At 40.2% G+C, this 25,152-nt stretch carries 24 protein-coding genes, 1 other RNA gene and 1 other annotated feature; of the genes, 23 read left to right on the top strand and 2 right to left on the bottom strand.

Translation table 11 applies throughout. The annotated features are described in order from the left end of the window. The first annotated feature begins 7 nt into the window (after positions 1 to 7). A complete protein-coding gene (dtd, locus tag AC4E8C_RS17405; RefSeq protein ID WP_490207921.1) occupies positions 8 to 448 on the top strand; it encodes a D-aminoacyl-tRNA deacylase in 441 nt (146 codons plus the stop codon). Positions 449 to 782: 334 nt separating this feature from the next. On the opposite strand, the gene AC4E8C_RS17400 is transcribed toward dtd, so the two are convergent. Further along, positions 783 to 2,546, bottom strand: a complete 1,764-nt coding sequence (locus AC4E8C_RS17400) for an N-acetylmuramoyl-L-alanine amidase family protein (RefSeq protein WP_490207919.1) — start codon at positions 2,544 to 2,546, stop codon at positions 783 to 785. Positions 2,547 to 2,737: 191 nt separating this feature from the next. Here AC4E8C_RS17400 and AC4E8C_RS17395 point away from each other — a divergent pair, with 191 nt between their 5' ends. From AC4E8C_RS17395 to AC4E8C_RS17355, 9 genes are all read left to right on the top strand, one after another. Further along, positions 2,738 to 2,914: a hypothetical protein gene (locus AC4E8C_RS17395; RefSeq protein WP_490207917.1), complete on the top strand. Its 177-nt coding sequence runs from the start codon at positions 2,738 to 2,740 to the stop codon at positions 2,912 to 2,914. A 59-nt stretch (positions 2,915 to 2,973) separates the two neighbouring features. Further along, positions 2,974 to 3,224, top strand: a binding site (T-box leader). 88 nt (positions 3,225 to 3,312) lie between these two features. Then, the gene (gene hisS, locus AC4E8C_RS17390; RefSeq protein ID WP_490207915.1) at positions 3,313 to 4,584 is read left to right on the top strand and encodes a histidine--tRNA ligase; all 1,272 of its coding nucleotides are present in this window, start codon (positions 3,313 to 3,315) and stop codon (positions 4,582 to 4,584) included. Positions 4,585 to 4,596: 12 nt separating this feature from the next. Further along, positions 4,597 to 6,366, top strand: coding sequence for an aspartate--tRNA ligase (gene aspS, locus AC4E8C_RS17385; protein ID WP_490207913.1), 1,770 nt, complete (start codon positions 4,597 to 4,599; stop codon positions 6,364 to 6,366). Between the two features lie 67 nt (positions 6,367 to 6,433). Further along, a non-coding RNA gene (gene ssrS / locus AC4E8C_RS17380) (6S RNA) lies at positions 6,434 to 6,629 on the top strand. Positions 6,630 to 6,791: 162 nt separating this feature from the next. After that, complete coding sequence (locus AC4E8C_RS17375; RefSeq protein ID WP_490207911.1) at positions 6,792 to 7,559, top strand: tRNA threonylcarbamoyladenosine dehydratase; 768 nt, start codon at positions 6,792 to 6,794, stop codon at positions 7,557 to 7,559. A 119-nt stretch (positions 7,560 to 7,678) separates the two neighbouring features. Further along, on the top strand, positions 7,679 to 8,605 hold the full coding sequence (locus tag AC4E8C_RS17370; protein WP_490207909.1) for an ABC transporter ATP-binding protein: 927 nt from the start codon (positions 7,679 to 7,681) through the stop codon (positions 8,603 to 8,605). After that, the gene (locus tag AC4E8C_RS17365) at positions 8,598 to 9,548 is read left to right on the top strand and encodes an ABC transporter permease (RefSeq protein ID WP_490207907.1); all 951 of its coding nucleotides are present in this window, start codon (positions 8,598 to 8,600) and stop codon (positions 9,546 to 9,548) included. Before AC4E8C_RS17370 ends, AC4E8C_RS17365 begins: the two co-directional genes overlap by 8 nt. A gap of 192 nt (positions 9,549 to 9,740) precedes the next feature. Further along, complete coding sequence (locus AC4E8C_RS17360; RefSeq protein WP_490207905.1) at positions 9,741 to 10,586, top strand: 2OG-Fe(II) oxygenase; 846 nt, start codon at positions 9,741 to 9,743, stop codon at positions 10,584 to 10,586. 139 nt (positions 10,587 to 10,725) lie between these two features. Next, positions 10,726 to 11,217, top strand: a complete 492-nt coding sequence (locus tag AC4E8C_RS17355; RefSeq protein ID WP_490207903.1) for a flavin reductase family protein — start codon at positions 10,726 to 10,728, stop codon at positions 11,215 to 11,217. A 50-nt stretch (positions 11,218 to 11,267) separates the two neighbouring features. Here the strand turns inward: AC4E8C_RS17355 and AC4E8C_RS17350 are convergent, their stop codons facing one another. Beyond that, entirely contained in the window at positions 11,268 to 12,536 is a 1,269-nt protein-coding gene (locus AC4E8C_RS17350; RefSeq protein WP_490207902.1) for a replication-associated recombination protein A, read from the bottom strand. Positions 12,537 to 12,747: 211 nt separating this feature from the next. Here AC4E8C_RS17350 and cymR point away from each other — a divergent pair, with 211 nt between their 5' ends. From cymR to AC4E8C_RS17285, 13 genes are all read left to right on the top strand, one after another. Further along, entirely contained in the window at positions 12,748 to 13,167 is a 420-nt protein-coding gene (cymR, locus tag AC4E8C_RS17345) for a cysteine metabolism transcriptional regulator CymR (protein WP_490207900.1), read from the top strand. A 46-nt stretch (positions 13,168 to 13,213) separates the two neighbouring features. Continuing rightward, on the top strand, positions 13,214 to 14,356 hold the full coding sequence (locus AC4E8C_RS17340) for a cysteine desulfurase family protein (protein WP_490207898.1): 1,143 nt from the start codon (positions 13,214 to 13,216) through the stop codon (positions 14,354 to 14,356). Positions 14,357 to 14,395: 39 nt separating this feature from the next. Beyond that, the gene (gene mnmA, locus AC4E8C_RS17335; protein WP_490207897.1) at positions 14,396 to 15,514 is read left to right on the top strand and encodes a tRNA 2-thiouridine(34) synthase MnmA; all 1,119 of its coding nucleotides are present in this window, start codon (positions 14,396 to 14,398) and stop codon (positions 15,512 to 15,514) included. Between the two features lie 224 nt (positions 15,515 to 15,738). Next, positions 15,739 to 16,392: a tetratricopeptide repeat protein gene (locus tag AC4E8C_RS17330; protein WP_490207895.1), complete on the top strand. Its 654-nt coding sequence runs from the start codon at positions 15,739 to 15,741 to the stop codon at positions 16,390 to 16,392. A gap of 32 nt (positions 16,393 to 16,424) precedes the next feature. Then, on the top strand, positions 16,425 to 18,848 hold the full coding sequence (gene recD2, locus AC4E8C_RS17325) for an SF1B family DNA helicase RecD2 (protein WP_490207894.1): 2,424 nt from the start codon (positions 16,425 to 16,427) through the stop codon (positions 18,846 to 18,848). 31 nt (positions 18,849 to 18,879) lie between these two features. Further along, positions 18,880 to 19,395 (top strand): PRC-barrel domain-containing protein, encoded by a 516-nt coding sequence (locus tag AC4E8C_RS17320; protein ID WP_490207893.1) that lies wholly within the window; start codon positions 18,880 to 18,882, stop codon positions 19,393 to 19,395. Next, positions 19,367 to 19,558, top strand: a complete 192-nt coding sequence (locus AC4E8C_RS17315) for a hypothetical protein (protein WP_490207892.1) — start codon at positions 19,367 to 19,369, stop codon at positions 19,556 to 19,558. Before AC4E8C_RS17320 ends, AC4E8C_RS17315 begins: the two co-directional genes overlap by 29 nt. 24 nt (positions 19,559 to 19,582) lie before the next feature. Continuing rightward, the gene (locus AC4E8C_RS17310; protein ID WP_490207891.1) at positions 19,583 to 19,717 is read left to right on the top strand and encodes a YrzQ family protein; all 135 of its coding nucleotides are present in this window, start codon (positions 19,583 to 19,585) and stop codon (positions 19,715 to 19,717) included. A 94-nt stretch (positions 19,718 to 19,811) separates the two neighbouring features. After that, positions 19,812 to 20,870 carry an AI-2E family transporter gene (locus AC4E8C_RS17305; protein ID WP_490207890.1) on the top strand — a complete coding sequence of 353 codons (1,059 nt, stop codon included), beginning with the start codon at positions 19,812 to 19,814 and terminating at the stop codon, positions 20,868 to 20,870. Positions 20,871 to 21,283: 413 nt separating this feature from the next. Beyond that, on the top strand, positions 21,284 to 23,920 hold the full coding sequence (alaS, locus tag AC4E8C_RS17300) for an alanine--tRNA ligase (protein WP_490207889.1): 2,637 nt from the start codon (positions 21,284 to 21,286) through the stop codon (positions 23,918 to 23,920). Positions 23,921 to 24,036: 116 nt separating this feature from the next. Continuing rightward, complete coding sequence (locus AC4E8C_RS17295) at positions 24,037 to 24,306, top strand: IreB family regulatory phosphoprotein (RefSeq protein ID WP_490207888.1); 270 nt, start codon at positions 24,037 to 24,039, stop codon at positions 24,304 to 24,306. Then, positions 24,306 to 24,722, top strand: coding sequence for a Holliday junction resolvase RuvX (gene ruvX / locus AC4E8C_RS17290; RefSeq protein ID WP_490207886.1), 417 nt, complete (start codon positions 24,306 to 24,308; stop codon positions 24,720 to 24,722). Before AC4E8C_RS17295 ends, ruvX begins: the two co-directional genes overlap by 1 nt. 13 nt (positions 24,723 to 24,735) lie before the next feature. After that, positions 24,736 to 25,053: a DUF1292 domain-containing protein gene (locus AC4E8C_RS17285; RefSeq protein WP_490207885.1), complete on the top strand. Its 318-nt coding sequence runs from the start codon at positions 24,736 to 24,738 to the stop codon at positions 25,051 to 25,053. Positions 25,054 to 25,152 lie beyond the last annotated feature (99 nt).

The following is a 25,152-nucleotide window of genomic DNA, read 5'->3' as shown; positions in this document are numbered from 1 at the left end:
TCAGGGTATGAGGGTAGTAGTACAACGCAGTAAAGCGGCTAAGGTTACCGTTGACGGTGAAATAACCGGCAGTATTACCAAGGGTTTTGTCCTGCTGGTTGGTGTGACACATGAGGATACTGAAGCGGATGCTGCCTATTTAGCGGATAAAATTGTGAACCTTAGGGTCTTTGAAGATGACGCTGGAAAAATGAACTTGTCATTATTGGATGTGGGAGGGGAAATTCTTTCCGTCTCCCAATTTACCCTTTACGGAGATTGCCGAAAAGGAAGAAGACCTAACTTTATGGCTGCCGCAAGGCCCGAACAAGCTGTCGAGCTTTATGAAGCTTTTAATCAATTGCTTCGTGAAAAAGGGGTCCATGTGGAAACAGGTGTGTTCGGTGCGATGATGGACGTCGAATTGATTAATGACGGTCCGGTTACCCTAATTGTGGACAGTAAATAAGGTATATGGGGCTCAGCATCTTGTTTTGGATGCTGAGCCCTTTTTTAGTGCCTTTTTAGAGTGTAGGGAGTGTGGGGTCTATGAATTGTAGAATTAGTCTTGATTTTTGTAGAATAACTCTAAAAATTGTAGAATGCCTTTCAATGTTTGTAGAATAACTCTAAAAATTGTAGAATCCCACCTAATGTTTGTAGAATAACTCTAAAAATTGTAGAATCCACCTTAATGTTTGTAGAATCCAAACTTTGCACACGTAAAATCCACCATCACTTTTGCAAGAAACCGCATAAAAAAGCCCCAGAAGGTTGTACAAACCCTCTGGAGCTAGATGATATTAGTTGCTTTTAAAATAGCGTGCTAGACCATTATATAAACCTGACGCGGCATTTTCCTGATATAAACCGGAATTTAGAGTAATTTCCTCTTCCGGGTTACTTAAATATCCAAGTTCGATGAGGACTGCTTTTTGACTATTTTCTCGAATCACGTGAAAATCCCCCAATCGCACACCACGGTCATTCAATTTGGTTTGCGCGACTGCCGAAGTATAGACAGAATCAGCAAGGGATCTTTGATAATCATGATAATAATAGCCTGTCATCCCACGCACACTACGGTCTGTATTACTGTCGTAGTGAAGGCTTATAAAGGCATCGGCATCGTACGTACGAGCCGCATTTACACGGGACGGAAGCGTGATAAAGGAATCACTGGTCCGTGTAAGATAGACAGTGGCGCCGGCGGCTTTTAGTTTATCATACAATAGCCTTGCGGTTCGAAGTGTCAATTCCTTCTCCAATGTCCCATTTGCACCTGTTGTTCCGTTATCCCCGCCGCCATGGCCAGGGTCGAGTACAATCGTCTTATTTTTTAGATAGTCTTCTGCTCCCGCTTTTTGAATCTGCGGTTTTGTCCCATCAATTGAAACAATCCAGCCTGCAACATATCCAGTTTTTCCATTCTTAAGCTTTACTTCATACCAGTCATTGACAATTCGTATAACGGAAAGAGTTTCTCCTTCGTTAGCCAATTGTACGACATTCGATTGCACATTTGCCTCTTTACGGATGTTTGTCCCGTTATGTAAGATGGTAATCGTGTTTTCTTTCACTGCTTGTCCCGTCGGTGATTTAGCTTGCACTGCATTTTTTTCAAGATACCATCCCGAAACCCATCCAAATCTACCAGACTTAAACTCTATTTTTGCCCAATTATTCACTTCTTCCAAAATGACAAAATTCTCCCCATTTGAAACGGAGCCAATAATAGGGTAGTTTAACGATGACCCTGAGCGGACACTAAGACTGTTCGCGGTTACCGTTCCTTTCGTTCCTGACAATTCTTTTTTAACTGTTTCCTTTACTGTCCCGGTACCAATAAACTCCGAACTTACCCATCCTCTAAGGTTAGAAAAACCAATCTCCAGCCAATTATTTTGCTTTGAATAAATGGTTACGCTTGTTCCATTTGATAGTTTTCCAATAACTGCACTCTTAGTAGAAGGATCTTTCCTCACATTTATGGTATCAGCATTGACCATCCCTAATTCCGTTTGATTGGAAGACGTTGGAGCCTTTTTCTCTTGTTTACTTGCTGTAAGCTCTAAAAAATCTCGTATAACCCAGCCATCACCAAAAGCTGAGGTGATTTTATACCAATTTTCATTTTGTTCTAGGACGGTTACTGTTTGTCCCTTATTTAAGAATCCAATAATTTGAAAACTTGTCCCAGGTCCTGAGCGAACCCTTAATTGGTCGGTATTGGCCACAGCATTGGTATTATTACTGTTAGCCGATGATGAGGCAACAGCCTTCTTTGACTCGTTTTCTTTTGTCACAAGCCAGTTAACTACCCAGCCCGTTTTGTTCAATGAAAGCTTAATTTCTATCCATTCGCCTTTTTCCTTTACAATCGAATAGCCTTCGCCTCGTTTGGCAACTTTGACGAGGGGATAAGTTAATCCCGGTCCGCTGCGGACATTGGCCGTTTCACTAGAAATGGTTAGTGTGCCACTTGCAGCATTGCCTTTTTCTATTGGCAGAAAAGCTCCGAAAAATAGAATGATAGATAATAGCAGAAAACTATACTTTTTGAGCATTGTCACCCTCCTTCTCTTGTTGTCTATCAAAGTGCTGGGACAAGGCACTTCCATTTTTCTATTATATTTTAACGTAAATAGGAGAGAAATACATTCCTTAATTGTTAAAAAAGTCCAAGTGAATGTAAAAAGTCATGCAAGTTTTTTTGTCATAATGGAAATAATAGAAGAAAAGATAGAGGTGAATGGGTATGAGACTAAGCGAAAAAGGGATGAACATTCAATCAATGGAAGGACGCCTGTTTGGTGTGGATTTTCATGATTTTATTCAAAAAGAACAACATGCCACCACTTTTGAACTGGCATCTGAATTTGGTTTAACGATGGGCGATGTCAGAAAGTTAAAAAAACATTTAGAAAGGTCGTAAAACACTCTTGACATTGCCTTCAATGCTCCGTATCATTATATAAATATAAAACAATATCCATATAACCAATGATGGAGAATAGTAATTAAGCTACCCATGAAAAGAGAGGAAATGTCTTAGGCTGAAAACATTTCTACATGTGCCTTAATGAATGAACACTCCGTAGGCTTCACTCTGAAAAGGCTTAAGGCATTAGTAGGAGAAGAACGTGAGCAGGCGTTAACTGTTTAAGAGGAAGAGCATTCATGAATGATACATGCTTTTCAACTAGGGTGGCACCGCGGGAATATGAAAAACTCTCGTCCCTTGTATGAACATACAAGGGATGGGAGTTTTTTATTTGTAAAATAATAATTTTTTTACATAAAAGTACATTTTTTAAGAGGAGGTTTACCACTATGTCAATTAGCATTCCAAGAGGCACGCAAGACATTCTGCCTGGAGAGGTAGAGAAGTGGCAACTAATTGAAGCCAAAGCGCGGGAGCTTTGTGAGAAATATCAATATCAAGAAATTCGCACCCCAATTTTTGAACATACTGACCTTTTTTCAAGAGGTGTAGGTGATAGCACAGATATCGTGCAAAAAGAAATGTATACCTTTGAAGATCGTGGAAAACGCAGTATCACATTAAGACCAGAAGGTACAGCAGCAGTTGTTCGCTCCTTTGTGGAGAAAAAGATGTTCGGACTTGCCAATCAGCCCGTCAAGCTTTATTACATGGGACCGATGTTCCGTTATGAACGTCCGCAGGCAGGCAGGTTCCGTCAGTTTGTCCAATTTGGTGTAGAAGCTTTAGGCAGTAACGATCCAGCCATTGATGCTGAGGTCATTTCACTTGCGATGAACTTGTACAAAGAGATGGGCTTACAAAAACTAAAATTGATTGTAAACAGCCTTGGTGACAAGGAAAGTCGGACAGCTCATCGTGAAGCGCTAGTGAATCATTTTAAACCTCGGATTGGCGAGTTTTGCCATGATTGTCAAAATCGTCTGGAGAAAAATCCGCTTCGTATTCTAGATTGTAAGCAAGATCGGGATCATGAACTAATGAAATCAGCACCATCGATCCTTGATTATCTTAATGATTATTCCAAAGCGTATTTTGAAAAATTACAGCATTACTTAACGGTGCTCGATATTCCGTTTGAAGTGGATGCTAATTTAGTCCGCGGTTTGGATTATTATAATCACACGGCTTTTGAGATCATGAGTGATGCGGAAGGGTTTGGAGCGATCACCACTCTTTGCGGCGGCGGCCGGTATAATGGTTTAGCAGAAGAAATTGGTGGACCAGAGACACCAGGAATTGGCTTTGCCTTAAGTATTGAACGCTTTATCGCCGCACTGAACGCAGAAGGAATCGAGTTAGAAGTTAATCAGGGGATTGATTGCTATTTAGCTGCACTTGGTGAGGAAGCAAAAGATTACACGGTTGGACTATTACAGCAATTGCGAATGGCTGGTTTTTCAGCAGAGCGTGATTATTTGGATCGTAAAATTAAGGCTCAATTTAAAGCCGCAGACCGTTTAAAGGCCAAGTTTGTTGCGATTCTCGGTGAAGATGAGCTTAAAAATAATAAAATAAACGTGAAAAATATGGCATCAGGCGAACAAGTGGAGGTAGACCTAGCCACGTTCATTCAACAATTTCAGGAAATGCAATCTTAAGGGGGATTAATAATGTTTGGCAGATCGTATTTTTGTGGTGATGTTCCAGAATCAGCAGTAGGTGAAAAAGTTTCCTTAAAAGGATGGGTCCAGAAACGCCGTGACCTTGGCGGATTAATCTTTATTGATTTGCGCGACCGTTCGGGTATTATTCAAGTTGTGTTCAATCCGGATGTATCAAACGAAGCGTTACAAACAGCCGAGAAAATTCGTAATGAATTTGTTTTAGATGTAGTCGGAACAGTGGTTGCTCGTGAGCCAGGAACGGTCAACGACAACTTGAAAACAGGTAAAATTGAAGTCCAAGCAGAAAACGTAACGATTATCAATGAATCAAAGACACCACCGTTTATGATTTCTGATAAAACGGATGCGTCAGAAGACGTACGCTTAAAATACCGTTATTTAGATTTCCGCCGTCCCGTTATGTTTGAAACATTAAAAATGCGTCATCAAGTGACACAGTTTGTTAGAAATTTCCTTGATGGAGAAGGCTTCTTAGATATTGAAACCCCTATTTTAACAAAAAGCACTCCAGAAGGTGCCAGGGATTATCTAGTTCCAAGCCGTGTTCACCCAGGCGAATTTTATGCTCTTCCCCAATCACCACAATTGTTTAAACAATTACTTATGGTAGGCGGAATTGAACGGTATTATCAAATTGCCCGCTGTTTCCGTGATGAAGACCTACGTGCAGACCGGCAGCCTGAATTTACACAAATTGATATTGAAACCAGTTTTCTGGATCAAGATGACATTATCTCCATGATGGAAAGAATGTTGTCACAGCTGATGAAGGATGTAAAAGGCGTGGAAGTACCAAAAGTTTTCCCACGTATGACATATGATGAAGCAATGCGCCGCTATGGTTCGGATAAACCAGATACTCGATTTGGTTTAGAGCTTGTTGACCTGTCCGAAATCGTGAAAGACTCTGGCTTTAAAGTTTTTGCTGCAGCAATCGCAAATGGTGGTCAAGTAAAAGCCATTAATGTAAAAGGCGCAGCTGACAAGTATTCGCGTAAAGATATTGATGCATTAACTGAATTTGTTGCTGTATATGGTGCAAAGGGTCTTGCTTGGCTAAAGGTGGATGCAGAAGGCTTAAAAGGACCAATTGCAAAGTTCTTTGCTGAAGACGATGCCCAGGCACTTAAAACAACCCTTGAGGCAGCTGAAGGGGACTTACTCCTCTTTGTAGCCGATAAGAAGAGTGTTGTCGCAGATGCGCTTGGAGCCCTCCGCTTAAAGCTTGGTAAAGAATTAGGATTAATTGATCAAAGCTTGTTTAATTTCCTTTGGATCACAGATTGGCCGTTATTGGAGTATGATGAGGAGGAAGGCCGTTATTACGCTGCGCATCATCCATTTACGATGCCGTTCCGTGAAGATTTAGAATACCTTGATTCCGATCCTTCAAAAGTACGTGCCCAAGCATATGACATTGTCCTTAACGGGTATGAACTTGGCGGTGGATCACTCAGGATTTTTGAGCGTCCAATTCAAGAAAAAATGTTCAGTGTCTTAGGATTTACTCCTGAGCAGGCAAGGGAACAGTTTGGATTCCTATTAAATGCATTTGACTATGGAACACCGCCGCATGGCGGGATTGCGATTGGCCTTGACCGCTTAATTATGCTCCTTGCTGGCAGCTCTAACCTCCGTGATACGATTGCATTTCCAAAGACAGCTAGTGCTAGCTGCTTGTTAACGGACGCACCTGGGGAAGTTTCTGAAGCTCAATTGCAGGAATTAAATTTGTCATTAAATGTTAAAAAATAACAGGAATTCGCTTACATGATTTCTTGATGCGCTCTGCCAATTGTGTTATAATAAGAGCAAGTAAAGAAGAGTCCTGAAATGTTCGTTGTATTACCTAAAGTTTTGACCAACATTAATGATTCGGGAGTCTGGAGTTTTCTGATTGCGTAAATGCCTCGCCTTCAACGGTATGGGGACTTACAATATCGGGAATAGGACACCCACCTGCAAAAGTTGCGGGATCAAAACTAAGGATCTAAAGCGACGGCACCATTGGGACTCTTCGCTTTATTTTATTCTCAATAACCTTCGGCCTAAGGCTGGAGGTTTTATTTTGTTTTTAATAAGATAATTCCTATCATAATACTTGTTTTTATAAGCGTGTATGATATATTTTTATGGTGAAAATATAAATATAAATTGATTATAATATGGAGTGAATGTCATTGTTACACCAATTTTCCCGCAATGAGCTTGCAATCGGTAAAGATGGATTAACTATTATGAAGAACAGCACGGTCGCCGTTTTAGGTATTGGCGGTGTCGGCTCATTTGCTGCTGAGGCCTTAGCACGCTCTGGTGTTGGCCGCTTAATATTAATTGATAAAGATGATGTAGATATCACCAACATTAACCGCCAGTTAATTGCCCTATTATCAACCGTTGGAAGGCCAAAAGTAGACATCATGCAAGAGCGGATTAAAGATATTAATCCTGATTGTGAAGTTATCTCATTAAAGATGTTTTATACAGAAGAAACGTACGAAGAAATATTCAGTCATAAACTAGACTTTGTCGTTGATGCTTCTGATACAATCGTTTATAAAATTCATTTAATGAAAGAATGTCTAAAAAGAAACATACCCATTATTTCGAGCATGGGAGCAGCCAATAAAATGGATCCTACTCGCTTCCAAATCGCAGATATTTCCAAGACGCATACTGATCCGATTGCCAAGGTAATCCGTACACGGCTTCGCAAGGAACGAATTCATAAAGGAATTCCGGTTGTTTTTTCAGATGAAAGCCCCATTGTCATTCGCGAAGATATTAAAAAAGAAGTCGGAAACGAAAATGCACCCATTCGTAAAGCACAAATGCCGCCTGCATCCAATGCCTTCGTCCCATCTGCCGCAGGTTTAATAATGGCGAGCTACGTGGTAAGACAATTACTAAAAGATATTAAAATCCAGCGCGTTTCAGATGAAAAATAATTGGCAGAGCCCTTAACTTTTTCAAGTTGAGGGCTTTTTTAATCGGGAAACGAAAGGAATATTTTTCTAAAATAAGGTACACTTAAATGAGTAAGTTTGATTAAAAAAGGAGAGAGACTTTGGAAACGATTGTAGAATTAAAAGACGTAACGAAGGTCATCAAAGGAAGAACCATCATAGATCATATCAGCTTCCAAGTAAATAAAGGGGAAGTCTTTGGATTTTTAGGTCCCAATGGGGCGGGAAAAACAACGACGATTAGGATGATTGTTGGTTTGATGGGCATTACCTCTGGAGATATCATTGTTGGCGGCGCAAGTATCAAATCCCAGTTTGAAGAAGCAGTAGGTCATATTGGTGCCATCGTTGAAAATCCGGAAATGTATAAATTTTTAACAGGTTATCAAAACCTTGTTCATTATGCCCGAATGGCTAGAGGAATAACAAAGGAAAAAATTGCCGAAACGGTGGAATTGGTGGGATTAACGGAACGGATTCATGACAAAGTAAAAACCTACTCATTAGGGATGAGGCAAAGATTGGGACTAGCACAATGTCTCTTGCATGATCCGGATGTATTAATCCTTGATGAACCTACGAATGGCCTGGATCCTGCCGGAATTAGAGAAATTCGTGATTATGTCCGACGGCTGGCTCGAGAAAAGAATATGGCGGTGATTGTTTCCAGTCACTTGCTGTCGGAAATGGAAATGATGTGTGATAGAATCGGCATTATTCAAAATGGGCGATTAATTGATGTCCAGCTTGTCCAGGAATTTGTCCAAGACACTAAAGTATCATTTGAGCTGGAGGTCATTCCTAGTGAAAAGGCCATAGCCCTTGTCGAGATGAACTATCCTAATGTTAATGCAAACCATTCGAGAAATGGAATTACGGTTGAACTTACAAAAGAAGAAATACCAGCCTTAGTAAAAAGGTTCGTCGAAGCGGATATATCCGTTTTTGGGATTAAAGAAGTCGCGAAAACATTAGAGGACCGCTTCCTTGAAGTAACATCAGAAAAGGGGGCGGCAATTCGTGGGTAATTTAATTAAAAATGAATGGATGAAAATATTTAGAAGGCCTGGAACATTTGTGATGATTGCTATTCTACTAGTGGCTGTGACCCTAATGGGGATTATCATTAGGTCGGAACAAAATGATATGGATGTGGTTCAAGATAAAAATTGGAAGCAAGTTTTACAAGAGGAAAACAATGCCTTAAAGCATCAAATGGACCAGAGTCAATCAAACATGGAAAAACAATTTTTTAAAAAAGAAATCGCTATTAATGACTATCGAATGGCTCATGATATTCCGACCCGTGAAAAATATTCCATTTGGACCTTCGTGAAAGATACGTCTCAACTGATTATATTGGCGGGTTTATTTATCATAATCATTTCTGCTGGAATTGTGGCAAGTGAGTTTAACTGGGGAACGATCAAATTATTGTTGATCCGTCCTATTAACCGAAGCAAAATCTTATTATCTAAATATTTAACGGTGCTATTATTTGCCTTGTTCATGCTGGCCATCTTGTTTATCTTTTCAGCCCTCTTAGGCGTTATTCTATTTGGTATTCCTGATCAAGCCGTTCCATACTTAAATTATAATAATGGTCATGTCACTGAGCAGAATATGGGGGTCCATTTGTTGATTTATTATGCATTAAATTCAATTGACACGATTATGCTTGTGACAATGGCGTTCATGATTTCATCTGTTTTTCGAAATAGTTCCCTTGCCATCGGATTATCATTGTTTTTATTGTTTACAGGTGCCCAATTTACCGCCTTATTGTCCATGAAGTTTAGCTGGGCCAAATACATCTTATTTGCCAACACAGATTTAATGCAATATTTTGAAGGTACACCAATGGTGGAAGGGATGACGTTAGGTTTTTCCGTTATGATGCTATTGCTTTACTTTGCCCTATTCCAATTCTTAGCCTTTTCCGTCTTCAAAAAACGTGATGTTGCAGCATAGTAGAACCTCAAAAAAAATTGCTGGTCGAAACAGGCCAGCAATTTTTTTCATGCATATAGAGCCAATCCAAAGCGGAAATAAAAGGTTTGAAAAATATTCAGTTTATCGATAAACTGTCTACAAACCCCCAAAATATATGTAAATATCAGAATAAAAAGTTTACTGCCTGCGTTCTAAAAGGAGAAGGATTAAATGGAAAAAATCAAGCAAATCTCCAGTGAATTAATGGATTGGATTACCAATACTTTGAAAAGTGGGGTAAGCCCGGAAGCCATTGTAAAAGCCATGATCAAAAAGGGGTTTGATACAACCTTTGCATATAGCACGCTTTTACGTATTGTCGGAAATCAATCCATTACTACGAATAATCATCATAGTCATAGCCCCTATTACTATGAAGTTCCTGAAATGGGTCAAAAGGGTAATGAAATTGTGACGAATGATCGGAAAATTAAAGTCCTCTCTAGGGTAGATCAGCCATTTATCCTTCATTTAGATCATGTATTAAGTTACGAAGAATGTGATCAGCTAATCAGTCTATCAAAGGACAGGTTACAGCCTTCCCAAATTATAGATTCCCTTACTGGGGAGGAAAAGGCAGCATCCGGCAGAACGAGTAAAGGGATGTATTATCAACTCGGCGAGAATCATTTGGTATCAACCATTGAGAAAAGAATTGCTGAATTAACAAATTATCCAATCGAAAATGGCGAAGGACTACAAGTGTTGAACTATAAGGTGGGGGAAGAATATAAACCTCATTTTGATTATTTTCCGCCCGCAAAGGTGAGAGCAGACAAAGGTGGTCAGCGTATTGGTACACTATTAATCTATCTAAATGATGTACCTAGTGGAGGAGAGACCGTTTTCCCGAAAGCCGGAATATCGATCGTCCCGAAAAAAGGAACGGCCGTTTATTTTCACTATGGAAATAATAAAAGTCAAGTTGACCGCAAGTCCTTACATACCAGTCTGCCTATCCAGGCCGGGGAAAAATGGGTTGCAACCAAATGGATTAGGCAATGGGAGATATGTTAGCAAGGGTGTTTGTACTTTTTAAAGCTTCTTAGTGGAATAGGATCTAATGGCAATGGTATAGTATAGTTGTTTTCTAAATGTTATGCTTATTAAGTTGTTTTACATATACAAATTAGGTAAAAAGAAAGGTGAAGTAAATATGGAGAAAAATAACATAGAACTCTTTAAAGAAGTAATGGGCAATTACCCAACAGGTGTTACCGTTGTTACAACCGTTGAAGAGAACGAGCAGCCACTTGGTCTTACCGTCAATTCATTTGCATCCGTTTCCATTGACCCCTTATTAATTCTATGGTCGATTGACAAACGGGTTGGAACGTATCAGACGTTTACTGGAACTGAAAAATTTGCTGTCAATATATTAGCTGGAGATCAAAGTGATATTTGTTCTTTATTTGCTTCTAGAGGGATTGACCGGTTTAAGAATTGTGAATGGAGCCTTTCTGAACATAAACTGCCGATAATTGCTGGTGCAGCGGGTGTATTCCAGTGTAAAACCTATAAAACGATTGAAGCAGGGGATCATACGATTTTAATTGGAGAGGTCATTGACATACAGAGTGCAAACAGCGACCCTCTACTCTATCATCGTAGAAAATTCGGGAAAATCCCTGGAGAATTTTATCTATAGTCTTAAAAAAATATCCCTGCGTAAAGGCATTTACGCAGGGATATTTTATGTTATTTTTTAGTTAACCTTTCATACACAGATGCGAGTGCCTGTTCAAATTTTCCTGTTTTTTTCGGCTGATAGTATTTTTTGTTCTTTAATTTATTCGGTAAATACTGCTGCGGCACCCAGCCATTTTCATAGTCGTGGGGATACAAGTAACCAATTCCTCGGCCAAGATCCTTGGCTCCTTTATAATGGGCATCTTTAAGATGGTCGGGAACCTCGCCGACGATCCCTTTTTGAATATCCTCAAGTGCTGCTGAGATGGCTAAAACGGCTGAATTTGATTTTGGTGATAAGCATAGTTCAATTACAGCATTTGCAAGTGGAATCCTTGCTTCGGGAAAGCCAATTCTTTCAGCTGTTTCAATAGCTGCCAATGTCCGCGCACCTGCTTGTGGATTGGCCAGTCCGATATCCTCATAAGCAATGACAATTAATCGACGGGCAATACTCGGCAAATCGCCCGCTTCAATTAATCTGCCGAGATAATGTAGGGCTGCGTTAACATCACTGCCGCGAATTGATTTTTGAAAGGCCGATAGGACATCATAGTGGCCATCCCCGTCTTTATCCGCGACCAAGCTCTTCTTCTGTAAACATTCTTCCGCTGTTTTAACATCGATATGAATCGTACCCGTTTCATCTTGATCGGTTGAAAGAATCGCTAACTCTAGTGCGTTTAAGGAGCTCCTTACGTCACCATTGGCTCCCTGAGCAAAATGCATCAAGGCCTCTTCAGTTATATCAACCTTTATTTTTCCAAAGCCACGTTCGTCGTCTTCGAGAGCACGCAATAACGCCAGCTTTACCTCATCAGGGGAAAGCGGCTTTAGTTCAAAAATTTGACAGCGGCTGCGGATAGCTGGGTTAATAGCATGGTAGGGATTACTGGTTGTTGCCCCAATTAATACAATCATTCCATTTTCCAAAAAAGGAAGTAAAAAATCTTGCTTTGCTTTATCTAAACGGTGGACTTCATCAAGAAGCAGGATTACTTTTCCTGACATCTTTGCCTCGGCAGCGACAATTTCCATATCCTTTTTATTATTGGTGACTGCATTCAGTGTGCGAAAAGCATATTTAGTGCTGCCTGCTATTGCACTTGCAATAGAGGTTTTTCCAATGCCTGGAGGTCCATATAAAATCATCGATGCCAGCTGTTTGGCTTTCACCATTCTAGCTATAATTTTTCCGTCCCCAACCAGATGCTCCTGACCGACGATTTCGTCAATCGTTCTTGGCCGCATTCGATAGGCTAATGGTTTTTGCTGCATAATCATCTCTCCAAAAATGAACTGAACTTTGATTTTTTTATCAGTACCCAGTGGTTAATGAACACCTCAAAAGGGCGTTTCTTCTTTTAACAATACCATTTTCGCTTGAAAAAGCATATTAAAGAAGAATATGATATAATTTTAATGCCTATAAAATTACTAAGAATTTATTGTTTAAAAATAGATAGATCTATGAATAGGGGTGCAATAAATGAAAATCTCAACTAAAGGCCGTTATGGCCTTACCATTATGATTGAGCTTGCTAAGAAACACGGAGAGGGTCCTACCTCATTAAAGACTATTGCTCAGGCAAACGACTTATCAGAACATTATTTAGAACAGTTGATTGCCCCGCTTCGGAATGCTGGTCTAGTAAAAAGTATTCGGGGAGCATACGGCGGTTATATTTTAACAGATGAGCCTTCTAAAATTACGGCAGGCGACGTCATCCGTGTCCTAGAAGGTCCGATTACACCGGTAGAGGGAATTGAAGAAGAAGAGCCAGCTAAACGCGAACTATGGATTCGAATTCGCGATGCCATTAGAGACGTATTGGAAAATACAACGATTGAGGACCTGGCTAATCATAGTGATGATCAAGAAATAGAAGGTTATATGTATTATATTTAATGTTAAATGGAATAATAGAGAATTATTTTGATTGAAGGTGTAACAAATGGAACGAATTTATCTCGATCATGCAGCGACAACACCCATGCACCCTAAAGTGATTGATAAAATGATTAATGTTATGAATGCTACGTTCGGAAATCCCTCTAGCATTCATTCTTTTGGCAGGGAAGCCCGCCATCATATTGATTTAGCGCGGGCTGCCCTTGCACAAAGTATTGGTGCAAAGGAAAACGAAATTATTTTTACAGGCGGAGGAACGGAAGCTGACAATATGGCCTTATTTGGTGCAGCTGAAAGTTACCAGAAGAACGGTAAACATATTATTACAACCGAAGTGGAACATCATGCCGTACTTCACGCTTGCAAAAAGTTAGAAAAAATGGGCTTTGAGGTAACGTATTTGCCTGTTGATGAAACAGGGAGAATCTCCATCTCGGAACTCCAAGCGGCATTAAGAGACGACACGATTCTCGTATCTGTGATGTACGGAAACAATGAAGTAGGAACGCTTCAGCCTATTACAGAAATAGGGCAGCTATTGCAAAATCATCAAGCCCTTTTTCATACAGATGCTGTTCAAGCCTATGGAATTGAACAGATTGATGTTAATCAGAGCAACGTTGATTTATTATCTGTTTCAGCACACAAAATTAATGGCCCGAAAGGTATGGGCTTTCTTTATGTCCGATCAACAGTAAAAATAGTTCCGCGGTCTTTTGGCGGCGAGCAGGAAAGAAAAAGACGGGCAGGAACGGAAAATGTTTCGTCTATCGTTGGATTTCATGAAGCAGTCCTTATAGCGAGTGAAGAACGGGCAGTTAAAAGTGAACGGTATAAGGAATTCAAGGAAGTATTGATGCAAACACTTCGTGAACAGAATGTAGAATTTTTCCTAAACGGATCGCTTGAATATTCGCTGCCACATGTATTAAACTTAAGCTTTCCCGGGACAAGTGTGGAGGCGATGCTGGTCAATCTTGATTTAGCAGGTATTGCTGTTTCTAGCGGTTCTGCGTGCACGGCCGGCTCCATCGAACCATCCCATGTCCTTGTTGCAATGTTTGGTAAACAATCAGAGCGAATCTCCAATTCCATCCGATTTAGTTTTGGTCTCAACACGACAACAGAAGAAGTCATCAAGACAGCGGAGGAAATTGCGAAGGTGGTCTCGCGGCTGAAAAAATAAATCTTCTTATGATGCAGCAAGAAGAGAGAGGTGAAACAAATGGAAAGAAAAGACCCAAAAGATACGAGAGTTGTTGTTGGGATGTCTGGCGGCGTGGACTCCTCTGTTGCGGCGCTTTTATTAAAACAACAGGGTTATGACGTAATCGGCATATTTATGAAAAACTGGGATGATACCGATGATAACGGTGTTTGTACGGCAACAGAAGACTACGAAGATGTCATTCGTGTTTGCAATCAAATTGGCATCCCTTATTATGCCGTGAATTTTGAAAAACAATATTGGGATAAGGTATTTACCTACTTCCTTGATGAATATAAAGCTGGTCGTACCCCGAACCCAGATGTCATGTGTAATAAAGAAATAAAATTTAAAGCATTCCTCGAGCATGCCGTGAATTTAGGGGCGGATTACCTTGCCACAGGGCATTATGCGCGTGTCGAATACCGTGACGGCGAATATAAAATGCTTCGCGGACTGGATGAAAATAAAGACCAAACGTACTTCTTGAACCAGTTGTCTCAAGAACAGCTAAGTAAGGTCATGTTCCCAATCGGCGACCTTGAAAAACCTCGAGTACGGGAAATTGCCAAGGAAGCAAACCTAGCTACAGCTGCGAAAAAGGACAGCACCGGTATTTGCTTTATTGGAGAACGGAACTTTAAGGAATTCTTAGGTCAATATTTACCGGCTCAGCCTGGTAATATGGAAACCTTTGAAGGGGAAATTAAAGGTAAACACGAAGGGCTCATGTATCATACCATCGGACAGCGCCATGGCTTGGGCATTGGCGGTTCCGGTGAGCCGTGGTTTGCCATCGGTAAGGATCTAAAAAGAAACATCCTATATGTTGGTCAAGGTTTTCATCATGAAAAGCTATATTCTGATGCGATCACCGCTGTCAATGTAAGTTGGGTTTCAAATCGAGAAAAGCCTGCCGAGTTTGATTGTACGGCCAAATTTCGTTACCGTCAGGAGGATCATAAGGTGACAGTTCGTCTCTTGGAAGATGATAAAGTCCAAGTGATTTTCCATGATCCCATCCGGGCTATTACCCCAGGACAAGCAGCTGTTTTTTATCATGGCGACGAATGTCTTGGCGGCGGAACGATTGATGAAGTTTATAAAAATGGTGAACGGTTAACATATGTTGGTTAAGTGAGACCCTGATTCCTTCATTGGAGTCGGGGCTTTTTTCTGTTTGGCGGAATAAATGAAAAAGTGCGCGGGAATAACTGGGATTTACGCGGGAAAACCGAGAAAGTGCGCGGGAAAAGTCCAGATTCACGCGGGAAAACAACCAGCCCGCAATTCCCTCAAGATGCTAAGATAATTTCCAACAAAAATATGGTATACTTTCTGATAGGATTGGAGTTGGAAAAATGGATAAAAACCAATTAGGTGTACAATACATGCAAGAAGGCAACTGGGAAGAGGCCGCAAAAGCCTTTAATGAGGCCATTGAAGAAAATCCGAATGATCCAGTTGCATTCATTAATTTTGGCAATGTTCTATCTGCTGTCGGCGATGATGAAAAAGCCTTGAAATTTTACCAAAAGGCCATTGAAGTCGATGAAAACGCCGCTGCAGCTTTCTATAGTATAGGTAATGTCTTATTCAGTCACGATCGTTTCACTGAAGCACAAAAAATGTTTGAAACAGCGATGAAAAAAGGACTGCAATCTAGTGACAATTTCTTTATGTTAGGGTTAACACTTGTTCAACAAGATCAAGGCCGTTTTGCCCTTCCGTACTTACAAAGAAGTGTCGAATTAAACGAAAATGATGCAGAAGCCCGTTTTCAATATGGACTATGTCTGGCTCAGCTCGAACTGATTGACGAAGCTATTACTCAATTGCAAGCCTGTATTGAGCTAGACCCAGATCATTCCGATGCTTATTATAATTTAGGGGTTTCCTATGCGTTTAAAGAAGATGCACAAAAGGCCCTAGAAATGCTAAATAAAGCACTCGAGATTCAACCAGACCACCTGCTTGCCGGTCATGCTAAGAATTTACTTGAAAGTAACTTGTAATTATAAAATCTTTGTTGAAGGGAGGGAGCCAAATGGAAAAGCAAGACACGCTGGATCTATTTGCGGAACAAGGTAAGTTTGTTAAGGGAAGGCCGATTGTAACCATTTTTCACAATGAACAAAATCTATATACCGTTTTGCGCATCCGAGTGGATGAAACAAATGATCAATATGACGATAAAGAAGCCGTAGTAACTGGCTATTTTCCCAAAATCCATGATCAAGAAACCTATATCTTTTTTGGTGAATTTAAGGAGCATCCAAAGTTTGGAGTACAATTTCATACCAACCATTTTCGGAAAGATATGCCTCAAACCAAACAAGGGGTGATTGCCTATCTTTCTGGAGAAATGTTTAAAGGAATTGGGAAGAAAACAGCGGAGAGCATTGTTAATACCTTAGGGGATAATGCGATTTCAAAAATTCTTAATCAGCCTTCCTTACTCGACTCCATTCCTAAGCTTCCTCCTGAAAAAGCAAAAATGCTTTATGATACCTTGATGGAACATCAAGGGCTTGAACAAGTCATGGTCGCCTTAAACCAATATGGCTTTGGCCCCCAAATTTCGATGCGGATTTATCAAGCCTATAAAGAAACTACCCTTGATATCATTCAAAAAAATCCGTATAAACTCGTTGAAGATATTGAAGGAATCGGTTTTGGCCGCGCTGATGATCTTGGATACCAGCTTGGACTTTCCGGCAGCCATCCCGACCGAATAAAAGCTGCCTGCCTTTATACGCTCGAAAATGAAAGCATGCAAACAGGTCATGTATACATGCATGTGGAAGACTTGCTAGAACAGGTCAAATCACTTCTCGAGAATAACAAAAGCGAGGAAGTTCCTTTCGCGGATATCGCAAATGAGCTTGTTAAACTTGAAGAAGAGGGTAAATTAATTGGTGAGGAAAAACGAGTTTACCTGCCTTCCTTATTTTTTGCGGAAAAAGGACTTGTCACAAGTATCAGCCAGATCTTACAGCAAACAGAATATAAGGATCAATTTCCTGAATCGGAATTTCTCCTGGCTTTAGGTGGACTCGAAGAACGGCTCGGGGTTCAATATGCCCCCACACAGAGAGAAGCGATTCAAACGGCACTTATGTCGCCAATGCTGATTTTAACAGGTGGACCGGGTACTGGGAAAACAACTGTAATTAAAGGGATTGTCGAACTTTATGCAGAATTGCATGGGTGTTCACTGGAGATTAAGGACTATTACAAAAAGGATGAACCCTTCCCATTTTTACTTGCGGCACCAACCGGAAGGGCCGCCAAACGAATGACAGAATCGACAGGATTACCGGCGGTCACCATCCATCGTCTTCTTGGCTTTAATGGCTCAGAAGGTTTTGACCACGATGATGCCAGCCCGCTTGAAGGAAAAATCTTAATTGTCGACGAAACCTCAATGCTTGATATATGGCTTGCCAACCAATTGTTTAAAGCATTGCCAGAACATATTCAAGTCATCATGGTGGGGGATGAGGACCAGCTCCCCTCTGTCGGACCAGGTCAAGTCTTAAAAGACTTACTACAATCAGAGCGGATTCCAACTGTTCGTCTGACCGATATTTACCGTCAGGCACAAGGTTCTTCCATTATTGAACTAGCGCATGATATTAAAAAGGGGTATCTCCCTGCTAACGTTACGGCCAAACAAGCTGACCGCTCCTTTATTAAATGTTCAACCGCACAGGTAGCACAAGTGGTCGAAAAGGTGGCTCTAAATGCCAAAAATAAGGGCTATACGGCAAAAGATATACAAGTGTTAGCACCAATGTACCGTGGGCCAGCCGGTATTGATCGTTTAAATGTACTGCTGCAGGAAATTTTTAATCCCAACCCTGACGGCAAACGGAAGGAAATTGCTTTTGGTGATGTAAAATATCGCATTGGTGATAAAGTGCTTCAACTAGTGAATAAACCAGAAAACAATGTTTTTAACGGAGATATTGGTGAAATTATTTCGATTATTTATGCGAAGGAAAACACTGAAAAACAAGATATGATTTATCTTTCCTTTGAAGGAAATGAAGTGGAATATACGAAGCAGGACTTGAACCAAATCACGCATGCTTACTGTTGTTCGGTACATAAGTCGCAGGGCAGTGAATTTCCAATTGTTATTCTGCCGATTACAAGAAGCTATTACCGCATGCTGCAAAGAAATTTAATTTATACAGCCATCACAAGAAGTAAACAATCGTTGATTATTTGTGGTGAAGAAGATGCGCTTAGGATGGGGATTGAAAGGGCAGACGAATTGAGCAGACAGACGACACTCTGCTTAAAATTACAAGAGTCCTTGCCAAGTATAAACGAAAAAAAGGAAATTCCTGTACTGGAAACAAAAGCAACAGGTGAATTATCCTACGAGGAGGAATTGATGCTAGTGAATCCGATGGTAGGAATGGAAAACGTTACACCTTATGATTTCATGGTAAATGACTGAAACTATAAATGTTCACAGGAGGTGACACTCTTTGCGGACATTTTCTCTATTGAAAGGGCAGCCGGTCTTTGACACTAAAAGTGGAACGAAGATTGGTGAAATAAGTGATCTATGCATTTCTAGCACCGGCAAAGTTCAGGGCCTCTTAGTGAAAAAAGGCGTATTCTTTAAACAAACTTTTTTTCTGGACATTCAAAAAGTGGCCTCCTTTGGCTTGGATGGGGTGATGGTCGAGGATACCGACCATTTAAAAAAGTTAGCGGAGAGCCCTGAATTTACATTAAATCATCAACATTCGTTAGATGGAATGATGATGCTCTCAAAGAGCGGTGAGTCACTCGGATTGTTAAAAGATGTATATTTTCAGGAAGAATTGGGCACAATCGTAGGGTACGAAATCACGGATGGCTTCTTTTCGGATATATCGGAAGGTAAACAAGTCATTCAATCCGGGAAGCCCTTAGCGATCGGAAAGGATGCCATTATCGTAGATGTAGAAATACGTGAGGTGTCCTTTTATGTTAAAGTGTCCCAATTGTCAAAGTAAAGATATCGGTAAAATTGGTATCAGCCAATATTATTGTTGGAATTGTTTTATTGAACTCTCCGTAAATAAAGGTCTAATCAACACCCATCAGGTCGAAGAAGACGGGTCACTTAGTTCCTTAGATGATTTGTTTGAAGAAGAAGAACGTCGTTACACCCTATAAAAATTTTTATAAGAGGTGAGACGGATGAATAAAATGATGACGACAATGATCGCTTTTGGTGCTGGGATGGCAGCATATAATATTGCACAAAGAAATAATATGATGTCAGCCCGTCAAATGAAAAGAATGCAAAAAAAGGTAAAGCGAGCGATATTTTAAGGTTATCCCCCTCAAAAATGAGGGGGATTTTTGACTATCAGCCTGTATATTTCCAAGGTCAGTCTCGAACACTAACTGTCGAGGAGGCTGTGAAGTGGATATTCGATTGAAATGGTATTATCGGATTGGATTTTTGCTCCTTTTATTAATCGCGATTTTTGTATTTTTGAAAATAAATTCTTTATGGATGCCAATAGTAAAATTAGCAGCAACGATTATACTCCCTTTTTTTATCGCTGGGTTTATTACTTATTTACTCCATCCCATTGTGGAGGGATTACATGAAAAGGGTCTTCATAGAGGACTAGCTATTTTTCTCATTTATTTTATTTTTTTTGGCGGGTTAGGTTTTGTTTTATATAAAGGTATACCGGTTGTGATTGATCAAATAAAAGATTTATCAGAAAGTGCGCCTGTCTTTGCTGAGCAATATCGTAATTGGATTGACTCACTACAATCACATACAAGAGAATGGCCAGATGGACTTCAAGCAAGAATGGATGAAGGTATAGATGCCTTTGAAACGAAATTAGATTCACTATTGACCATTATTGTAAATATTTTAATTGGTTTTTTAAATTCAGCGTTACTGTTGATGATTATTCCGTTTATTACTTTTTATTTGCTAAAGGATTTTCCTTTAATAAAAAGGACGGCATGGTATCTAACCCCAAAGAAGTGGCGAAAAAAAGGAACGCTATTTTTAAGGGATGTAGATCAATCATTAGGGAGCTACATTCGAGGTCAACTCCTTGTATGTGTCATCATCGGTACGCTTTCGTCCCTTTTATTCTGGATTTTTCATTTGAAATATCCTTTACTCTTAGGGCTCATTGTTGGTGCTACCAATGTCATCCCATATTTTGGACCGATAATTGGAGCAGTTCCTGCTATCATTATTGCAGCCACCACTTCAACCAAATTAGTGATTGTCACAGTCATCATTGTCTTTGGTCTGCAATTTATCGAAGGAAATATATTATCGCCGTATATTGTCGGAAAAAGTTTGCATATGCATCCATTATTAATTATGGCGGCGTTAACAGCTGGTGGTGAAGTCGGAGGGGTTATTGGGCTAATCGTGGCAGTTCCTGTTTTGGCCGTCCTTAAAGTTGGTATTATTCATGCAAAAAATCATTTCATATCACAATAATATTAAATAGCCTCTGTCATTTAAACAAATCAAATTGACAAACGTTTTTTTGGTGGCTATAATTCGTCATATACTATATTTGTTTAAACATGTAGAAGGATCAAGTATGTTGTAGTCCATCTGTAACGCATTAAGGCGTATAAGAGAGGAGCTTTCAAGGCTGAAAAAAGCTCTAGATGAAGGATGACAGAAAGCTAATCCGGAGTGCAGCTAATCACTGCCGTCACAGCCGCGTTAAGGCGATGATTGAGAGATGGATATGCTTTTTGTATCCATAATCAGGGTGGTACCGCGAGATTAGCTCTCGTCCCTGTTTTTGGGATGAGGGCTTTTTTGTATGCTTTTTTAGTGTCTAGCTCCAGCACCCAGCGGCTAGTGTACTTCGCTTTTCTAATTAAAAGGAGGTTTTATAGATGAAAAACTTAACAGGATCACAAATCCGCTCGATGTTTCTACAGTTTTTTAAAGAGGAAAAAGGGCATACAATTGAACCAAGTGCCTCACTTGTTCCGCATGATGATCCATCATTATTGTGGATCAATAGTGGTGTAGCAACACTAAAGAAATACTTTGATGGCCGAGTTGTGCCAGAAAATCCACGGATTACAAATGCGCAAAAATCAATCCGGACTAATGACATTGAAAATGTTGGTAAAACAGCTCGCCATCATACATTTTTTGAGATGCTGGGGAACTTTTCAATCGGTGAATATTTCAAAGATGAAGCGATTGTTTGGGCATGGGAATTTCTTACCTCTGACAAATGGATTGGTTTTGAGCCTGAACTCTTAAGTGTTACTGTTCATCCGGAGGACCATGAAGCCTATGAAATTTGGAATAAAAAAATCGGCATCCCTGAAGAACGTATTATCCGGCTTGAGGGGAACTTCTGGGACATTGGGGAAGGCCCAAGTGGTCCAAATACGGAAATCTTCTATGACAGAGGACCAGAATATGGAAATGACCCTAGTGATCCTGAATTATATCCTGGCGGTGAGAATGAGCGTTACCTTGAAGTCTGGAACCTTGTGTTCTCTCAATTTAACCATAACCCGGATGGTACTTATACACCGCTGCCAAAGAAAAACATTGATACTGGCATGGGATTAGAGCGGATGGCATCAGTTGTTCAAAATGTCCCAACTAACTTTGATACTGATTTATTTATCCCTATTATTCGGGCAACAGAAGAAATTTCTGGCCAAAAATATGGAGTAGATAAAGAGATAGATGTAGCCTTTAAAGTAATCGCTGACCATATTCGTACGGTTGCCTTTGCGGTGGGTGATGGAGCATTGCCATCAAACGAAGGCCGTGGCTATGTGCTGCGCCGCTTACTTCGCCGAGCAGTTCGCTATGCAAAACAAATCGATATTAATCGGCCATTTATGTTTGAACTTGTTCCGGTTGTCGGCGAAATTATGCAGGATTTTTATCCGGAAGTAGTCAACAAGACAGAATTTATTCAAAAAGTTATTAAAAATGAAGAAGAGCGTTTCCATGAAACTCTTCATGAAGGCCTGGCAATTTTAGAAAGTGTCATTAAAAAGGAAAAGGAAAATGAAAGTGATACGATCACGGGCGCAGATGTTTTCCGTCTTTATGACACGTACGGATTTCCAGTAGAATTAACAGAAGAATATGCCGAAGAAGAAGGCATGAAGGTAGATCATGAAGGCTTTGAAGTGGAGATGGAGCAACAGCGTGAACGTGCACGGAAAGCCCGTCATGATGTTGATTCCATGCAAGTTCAAGGTGGTGTCCTTCGTGATGTCACGGTCAAAAGTAAATTCATTGGATATGACGAACTAAAGTCACAATCCACTGTAGCAGCTATAATTAAAAACGGTGAACTCGTAGACGAAGCGGTTAGTGGTGAAGAGGTACAGCTTATTCTTGATGTAACCCCATTTTATGCTGAAAGCGGCGGACAAATTGCTGACCGTGGCTTAATAGAAGGGGAAGGCGGAAGCGCAGCGGTTAAGGATGTACAAAAAGCACCGAATGGTCAAAACCTTCATAGTGTTGTAGTGAAGAGTGGCACCTTAAAGACGAATCAACAGGTAACCGCAACAGTTGACGCTAAAAGCCGCGTTAAAATTATTAAAAACCATACAGCAACCCATCTGCTTCAAAGAGCATTAAAAGATGTACTTGGAGAACATGTAAACCAAGCTGGCTCCCTTGTTGAACCAGATCGTCTTCGTTTTGACTTTTCTCATTTTGGACAAATAAAACCCGAAGAACTTGAACAAATCGAGAATATCGTAAACGAACAAATTTGGAAAAACATCGAAGTGGACATCAGCTTAAAACCAATCGCTGAAGCAAAAGCAATGGGGGCTATGGCGCTTTTTGGTGAAAAATATGGTGAAATTGTCCGTGTAGTAAAAGTTGGAGATTTTAGTCTTGAGCTTTGTGGCGGCTGCCATGTACCGAATACATCTGTTATTGGTTTATTTAAAATTGTTTCAGAAGGCGGAATTGGTGCTGGAACAAGAAGAATTGAGGCCGTAACAGGGGAGGCAGCTTATCGCTCATTAAATGAACAAGTTAGTTTGTTAAAGGATGCTGCAGAAAAATTAAAAACAAATCCTAAGGAGATTGTAAATCGGATTGAAGGTTTAATGGCTGAAATGAAGCAGCTTCAACGAGAGAATGAATCTCTAGCAGCCAAGCTTGGAAATATTGAGGCTGGTAATCTTGTATCCAATGTAAGGGATATTAACGGCATCAAGGTTTTAGCAGCAAGAGTTCAAGGTGCCGATATGAACAATTTAAGAAATATGGCCGATGATCTCAAACAAAAACTCGGCTCAGTTGTACTTGTTCTCGGTAGTGCTCATGAAGGAAAGGTAAATTTAATTGCTGCAGTAACGAAGGACTTAATTGAAAAAGGCTTCCATGCAGGCAAATTAATTAAAGAGGTGGCCACTCGTTGCGGCGGAGGCGGTGGAGGCCGTCCTGATATGGCTCAAGCCGGTGGTAAGGATCCTGAAAAATTAGATACTGCCCTGCAATTCGTGGAAGAATGGGTAAAATCAATTTGATAATGAGACAAAGTAGTGTAAAATATAGGTAACTAAACTAGAAAAGCTGCAGCAGCTTGCCTTGGGTGGCAGCAAGACAATATATTTCTCGTCAACAAATAAGCGAGGTGCATGAAATGAGCTCATTTGACAAAACAATGCGATTTAATTTTCCGGAAGAACCGTTTGAACATGATGTAACTGATGTTCTTTTGCAGGTCTATGAAGCGTTACAGGAGAAGGGCTATAACCCTATTAATCAAATAGTTGGATACCTTTTATCTGGAGATCCTGCCTATATCCCTCGTCATCGCGATGCCCGAAACATTATTCGCAAGCTTGAACGGGATGAAATTATTGAGGAACTAGTCAAATCATATCTTAAACAACAACGTGAGGTTAAGTAATGCGTGTAATGGGGTTAGATGTAGGCTCAAAAACTGTCGGCGTTGCCGTTAGTGATGAGTTAGGATGGACCGCACAAGGTCTGAAAACTCTCAAGATCAATGAAGAAAAACAGGAGTTTGGTTTTGAGGAAATTGGGCAATTAATAAAGGAGTATCAAATTGATACTGTTGTCATCGGCCTTCCTAAAAATATGAATGGGACGATTGGACCCCGCGGAGAAGCGAGTAAGCAATTTGCGTCTGAAATTGAAAGTAAATTTGCTGTCCCTACTGTTTTATGGGACGAGCGTCTTACAACAATGGCAGCTGAGCGTGTATTGCTTGAAGCAGATGTGAGCCGAAAAAAACGTAAAAAGGTCATTGATAAAATGGCAGCAGTGATGATACTTCAAGGATATCTTGATAGCAAAAATTAATGAGGTGTAGGAAATGACAAACGAACACGATCACAACCATAATCATCAACACGATGAAGAAGATCGCTATATCACACTTGTAGATGAAAATGGCGATGAGCAATTATTTGAAATACTTTTCACCTTTGACTCAGATGAGTTTGAAAAGTCCTATGTTTTCTTTTATCCAGTAGGTGCAAATGAAGATGAGGAAGAAGAAATTGATATTCTTACTTATGCGTATATTCCTACAGAAGATGGCGGTTTCGGAGAATTAATGGAAATCGAAACGGAAGAAGAATGGGATATGGTTGAAGAGGTATTTAATACGTTTAACGAAGAAGAAGAATAATAATCTGAAGGAACCGGTCAAATAATGGCTGGTTCCTTTTTTTGAAAAAAATGAGTATAATTGACATATTCGCTGATAAATTGACATTTTTCTTACTAT

It is taken from the genome of Neobacillus sp. SRL179, from assembly GCF_984799095.1.
Note: the sequence above shows the minus strand (reverse complement) of the source record. Positions and strands in the feature narration are given on the sequence as shown.

Bases quoted from the DNA above. Each gene is read 5' to 3' on its own strand.
- AC4E8C_RS17285 (WP_490207885.1), top strand. From the start codon at position 24,736: ATGACAAACGAACACGATCACAACCATAATCATCAACACGATGAAGAA.
- AC4E8C_RS17310 (WP_490207891.1), top strand. From the start codon at position 19,583: ATGAATAAAATGATGACGACAATGATCGCTTTTGGTGCTGGGATGGCA.
- AC4E8C_RS17395 (WP_490207917.1), top strand. From the start codon at position 2,738: ATGAGACTAAGCGAAAAAGGGATGAACATTCAATCAATGGAAGGACGC.
- AC4E8C_RS17400 (WP_490207919.1), bottom strand. From the start codon at position 2,546: ATGCTCAAAAAGTATAGTTTTCTGCTATTATCTATCATTCTATTTTTC.
- recD2 (WP_490207894.1), top strand. From the start codon at position 16,425: ATGGAAAAGCAAGACACGCTGGATCTATTTGCGGAACAAGGTAAGTTT.
- ruvX (WP_490207886.1), top strand. From the start codon at position 24,306: ATGCGTGTAATGGGGTTAGATGTAGGCTCAAAAACTGTCGGCGTTGCC.
- AC4E8C_RS17315 (WP_490207892.1), top strand. From the start codon at position 19,367: ATGTTAAAGTGTCCCAATTGTCAAAGTAAAGATATCGGTAAAATTGGT.
- AC4E8C_RS17330 (WP_490207895.1), top strand. From the start codon at position 15,739: ATGGATAAAAACCAATTAGGTGTACAATACATGCAAGAAGGCAACTGG.
- AC4E8C_RS17295 (WP_490207888.1), top strand. From the start codon at position 24,037: ATGAGCTCATTTGACAAAACAATGCGATTTAATTTTCCGGAAGAACCG.
- AC4E8C_RS17340 (WP_490207898.1), top strand. From the start codon at position 13,214: ATGGAACGAATTTATCTCGATCATGCAGCGACAACACCCATGCACCCT.
- AC4E8C_RS17355 (WP_490207903.1), top strand. From the start codon at position 10,726: ATGGAGAAAAATAACATAGAACTCTTTAAAGAAGTAATGGGCAATTAC.
- dtd (WP_490207921.1), top strand. From the start codon at position 8: ATGAGGGTAGTAGTACAACGCAGTAAAGCGGCTAAGGTTACCGTTGAC.
- AC4E8C_RS17350 (WP_490207902.1), bottom strand. From the start codon at position 12,536: ATGCAGCAAAAACCATTAGCCTATCGAATGCGGCCAAGAACGATTGAC.
- alaS (WP_490207889.1), top strand. From the start codon at position 21,284: ATGAAAAACTTAACAGGATCACAAATCCGCTCGATGTTTCTACAGTTT.
- mnmA (WP_490207897.1), top strand. From the start codon at position 14,396: ATGGAAAGAAAAGACCCAAAAGATACGAGAGTTGTTGTTGGGATGTCT.
- cymR (WP_490207900.1), top strand. From the start codon at position 12,748: ATGAAAATCTCAACTAAAGGCCGTTATGGCCTTACCATTATGATTGAG.
- hisS (WP_490207915.1), top strand. From the start codon at position 3,313: ATGTCAATTAGCATTCCAAGAGGCACGCAAGACATTCTGCCTGGAGAG.
- AC4E8C_RS17360 (WP_490207905.1), top strand. From the start codon at position 9,741: ATGGAAAAAATCAAGCAAATCTCCAGTGAATTAATGGATTGGATTACC.
- aspS (WP_490207913.1), top strand. From the start codon at position 4,597: ATGTTTGGCAGATCGTATTTTTGTGGTGATGTTCCAGAATCAGCAGTA.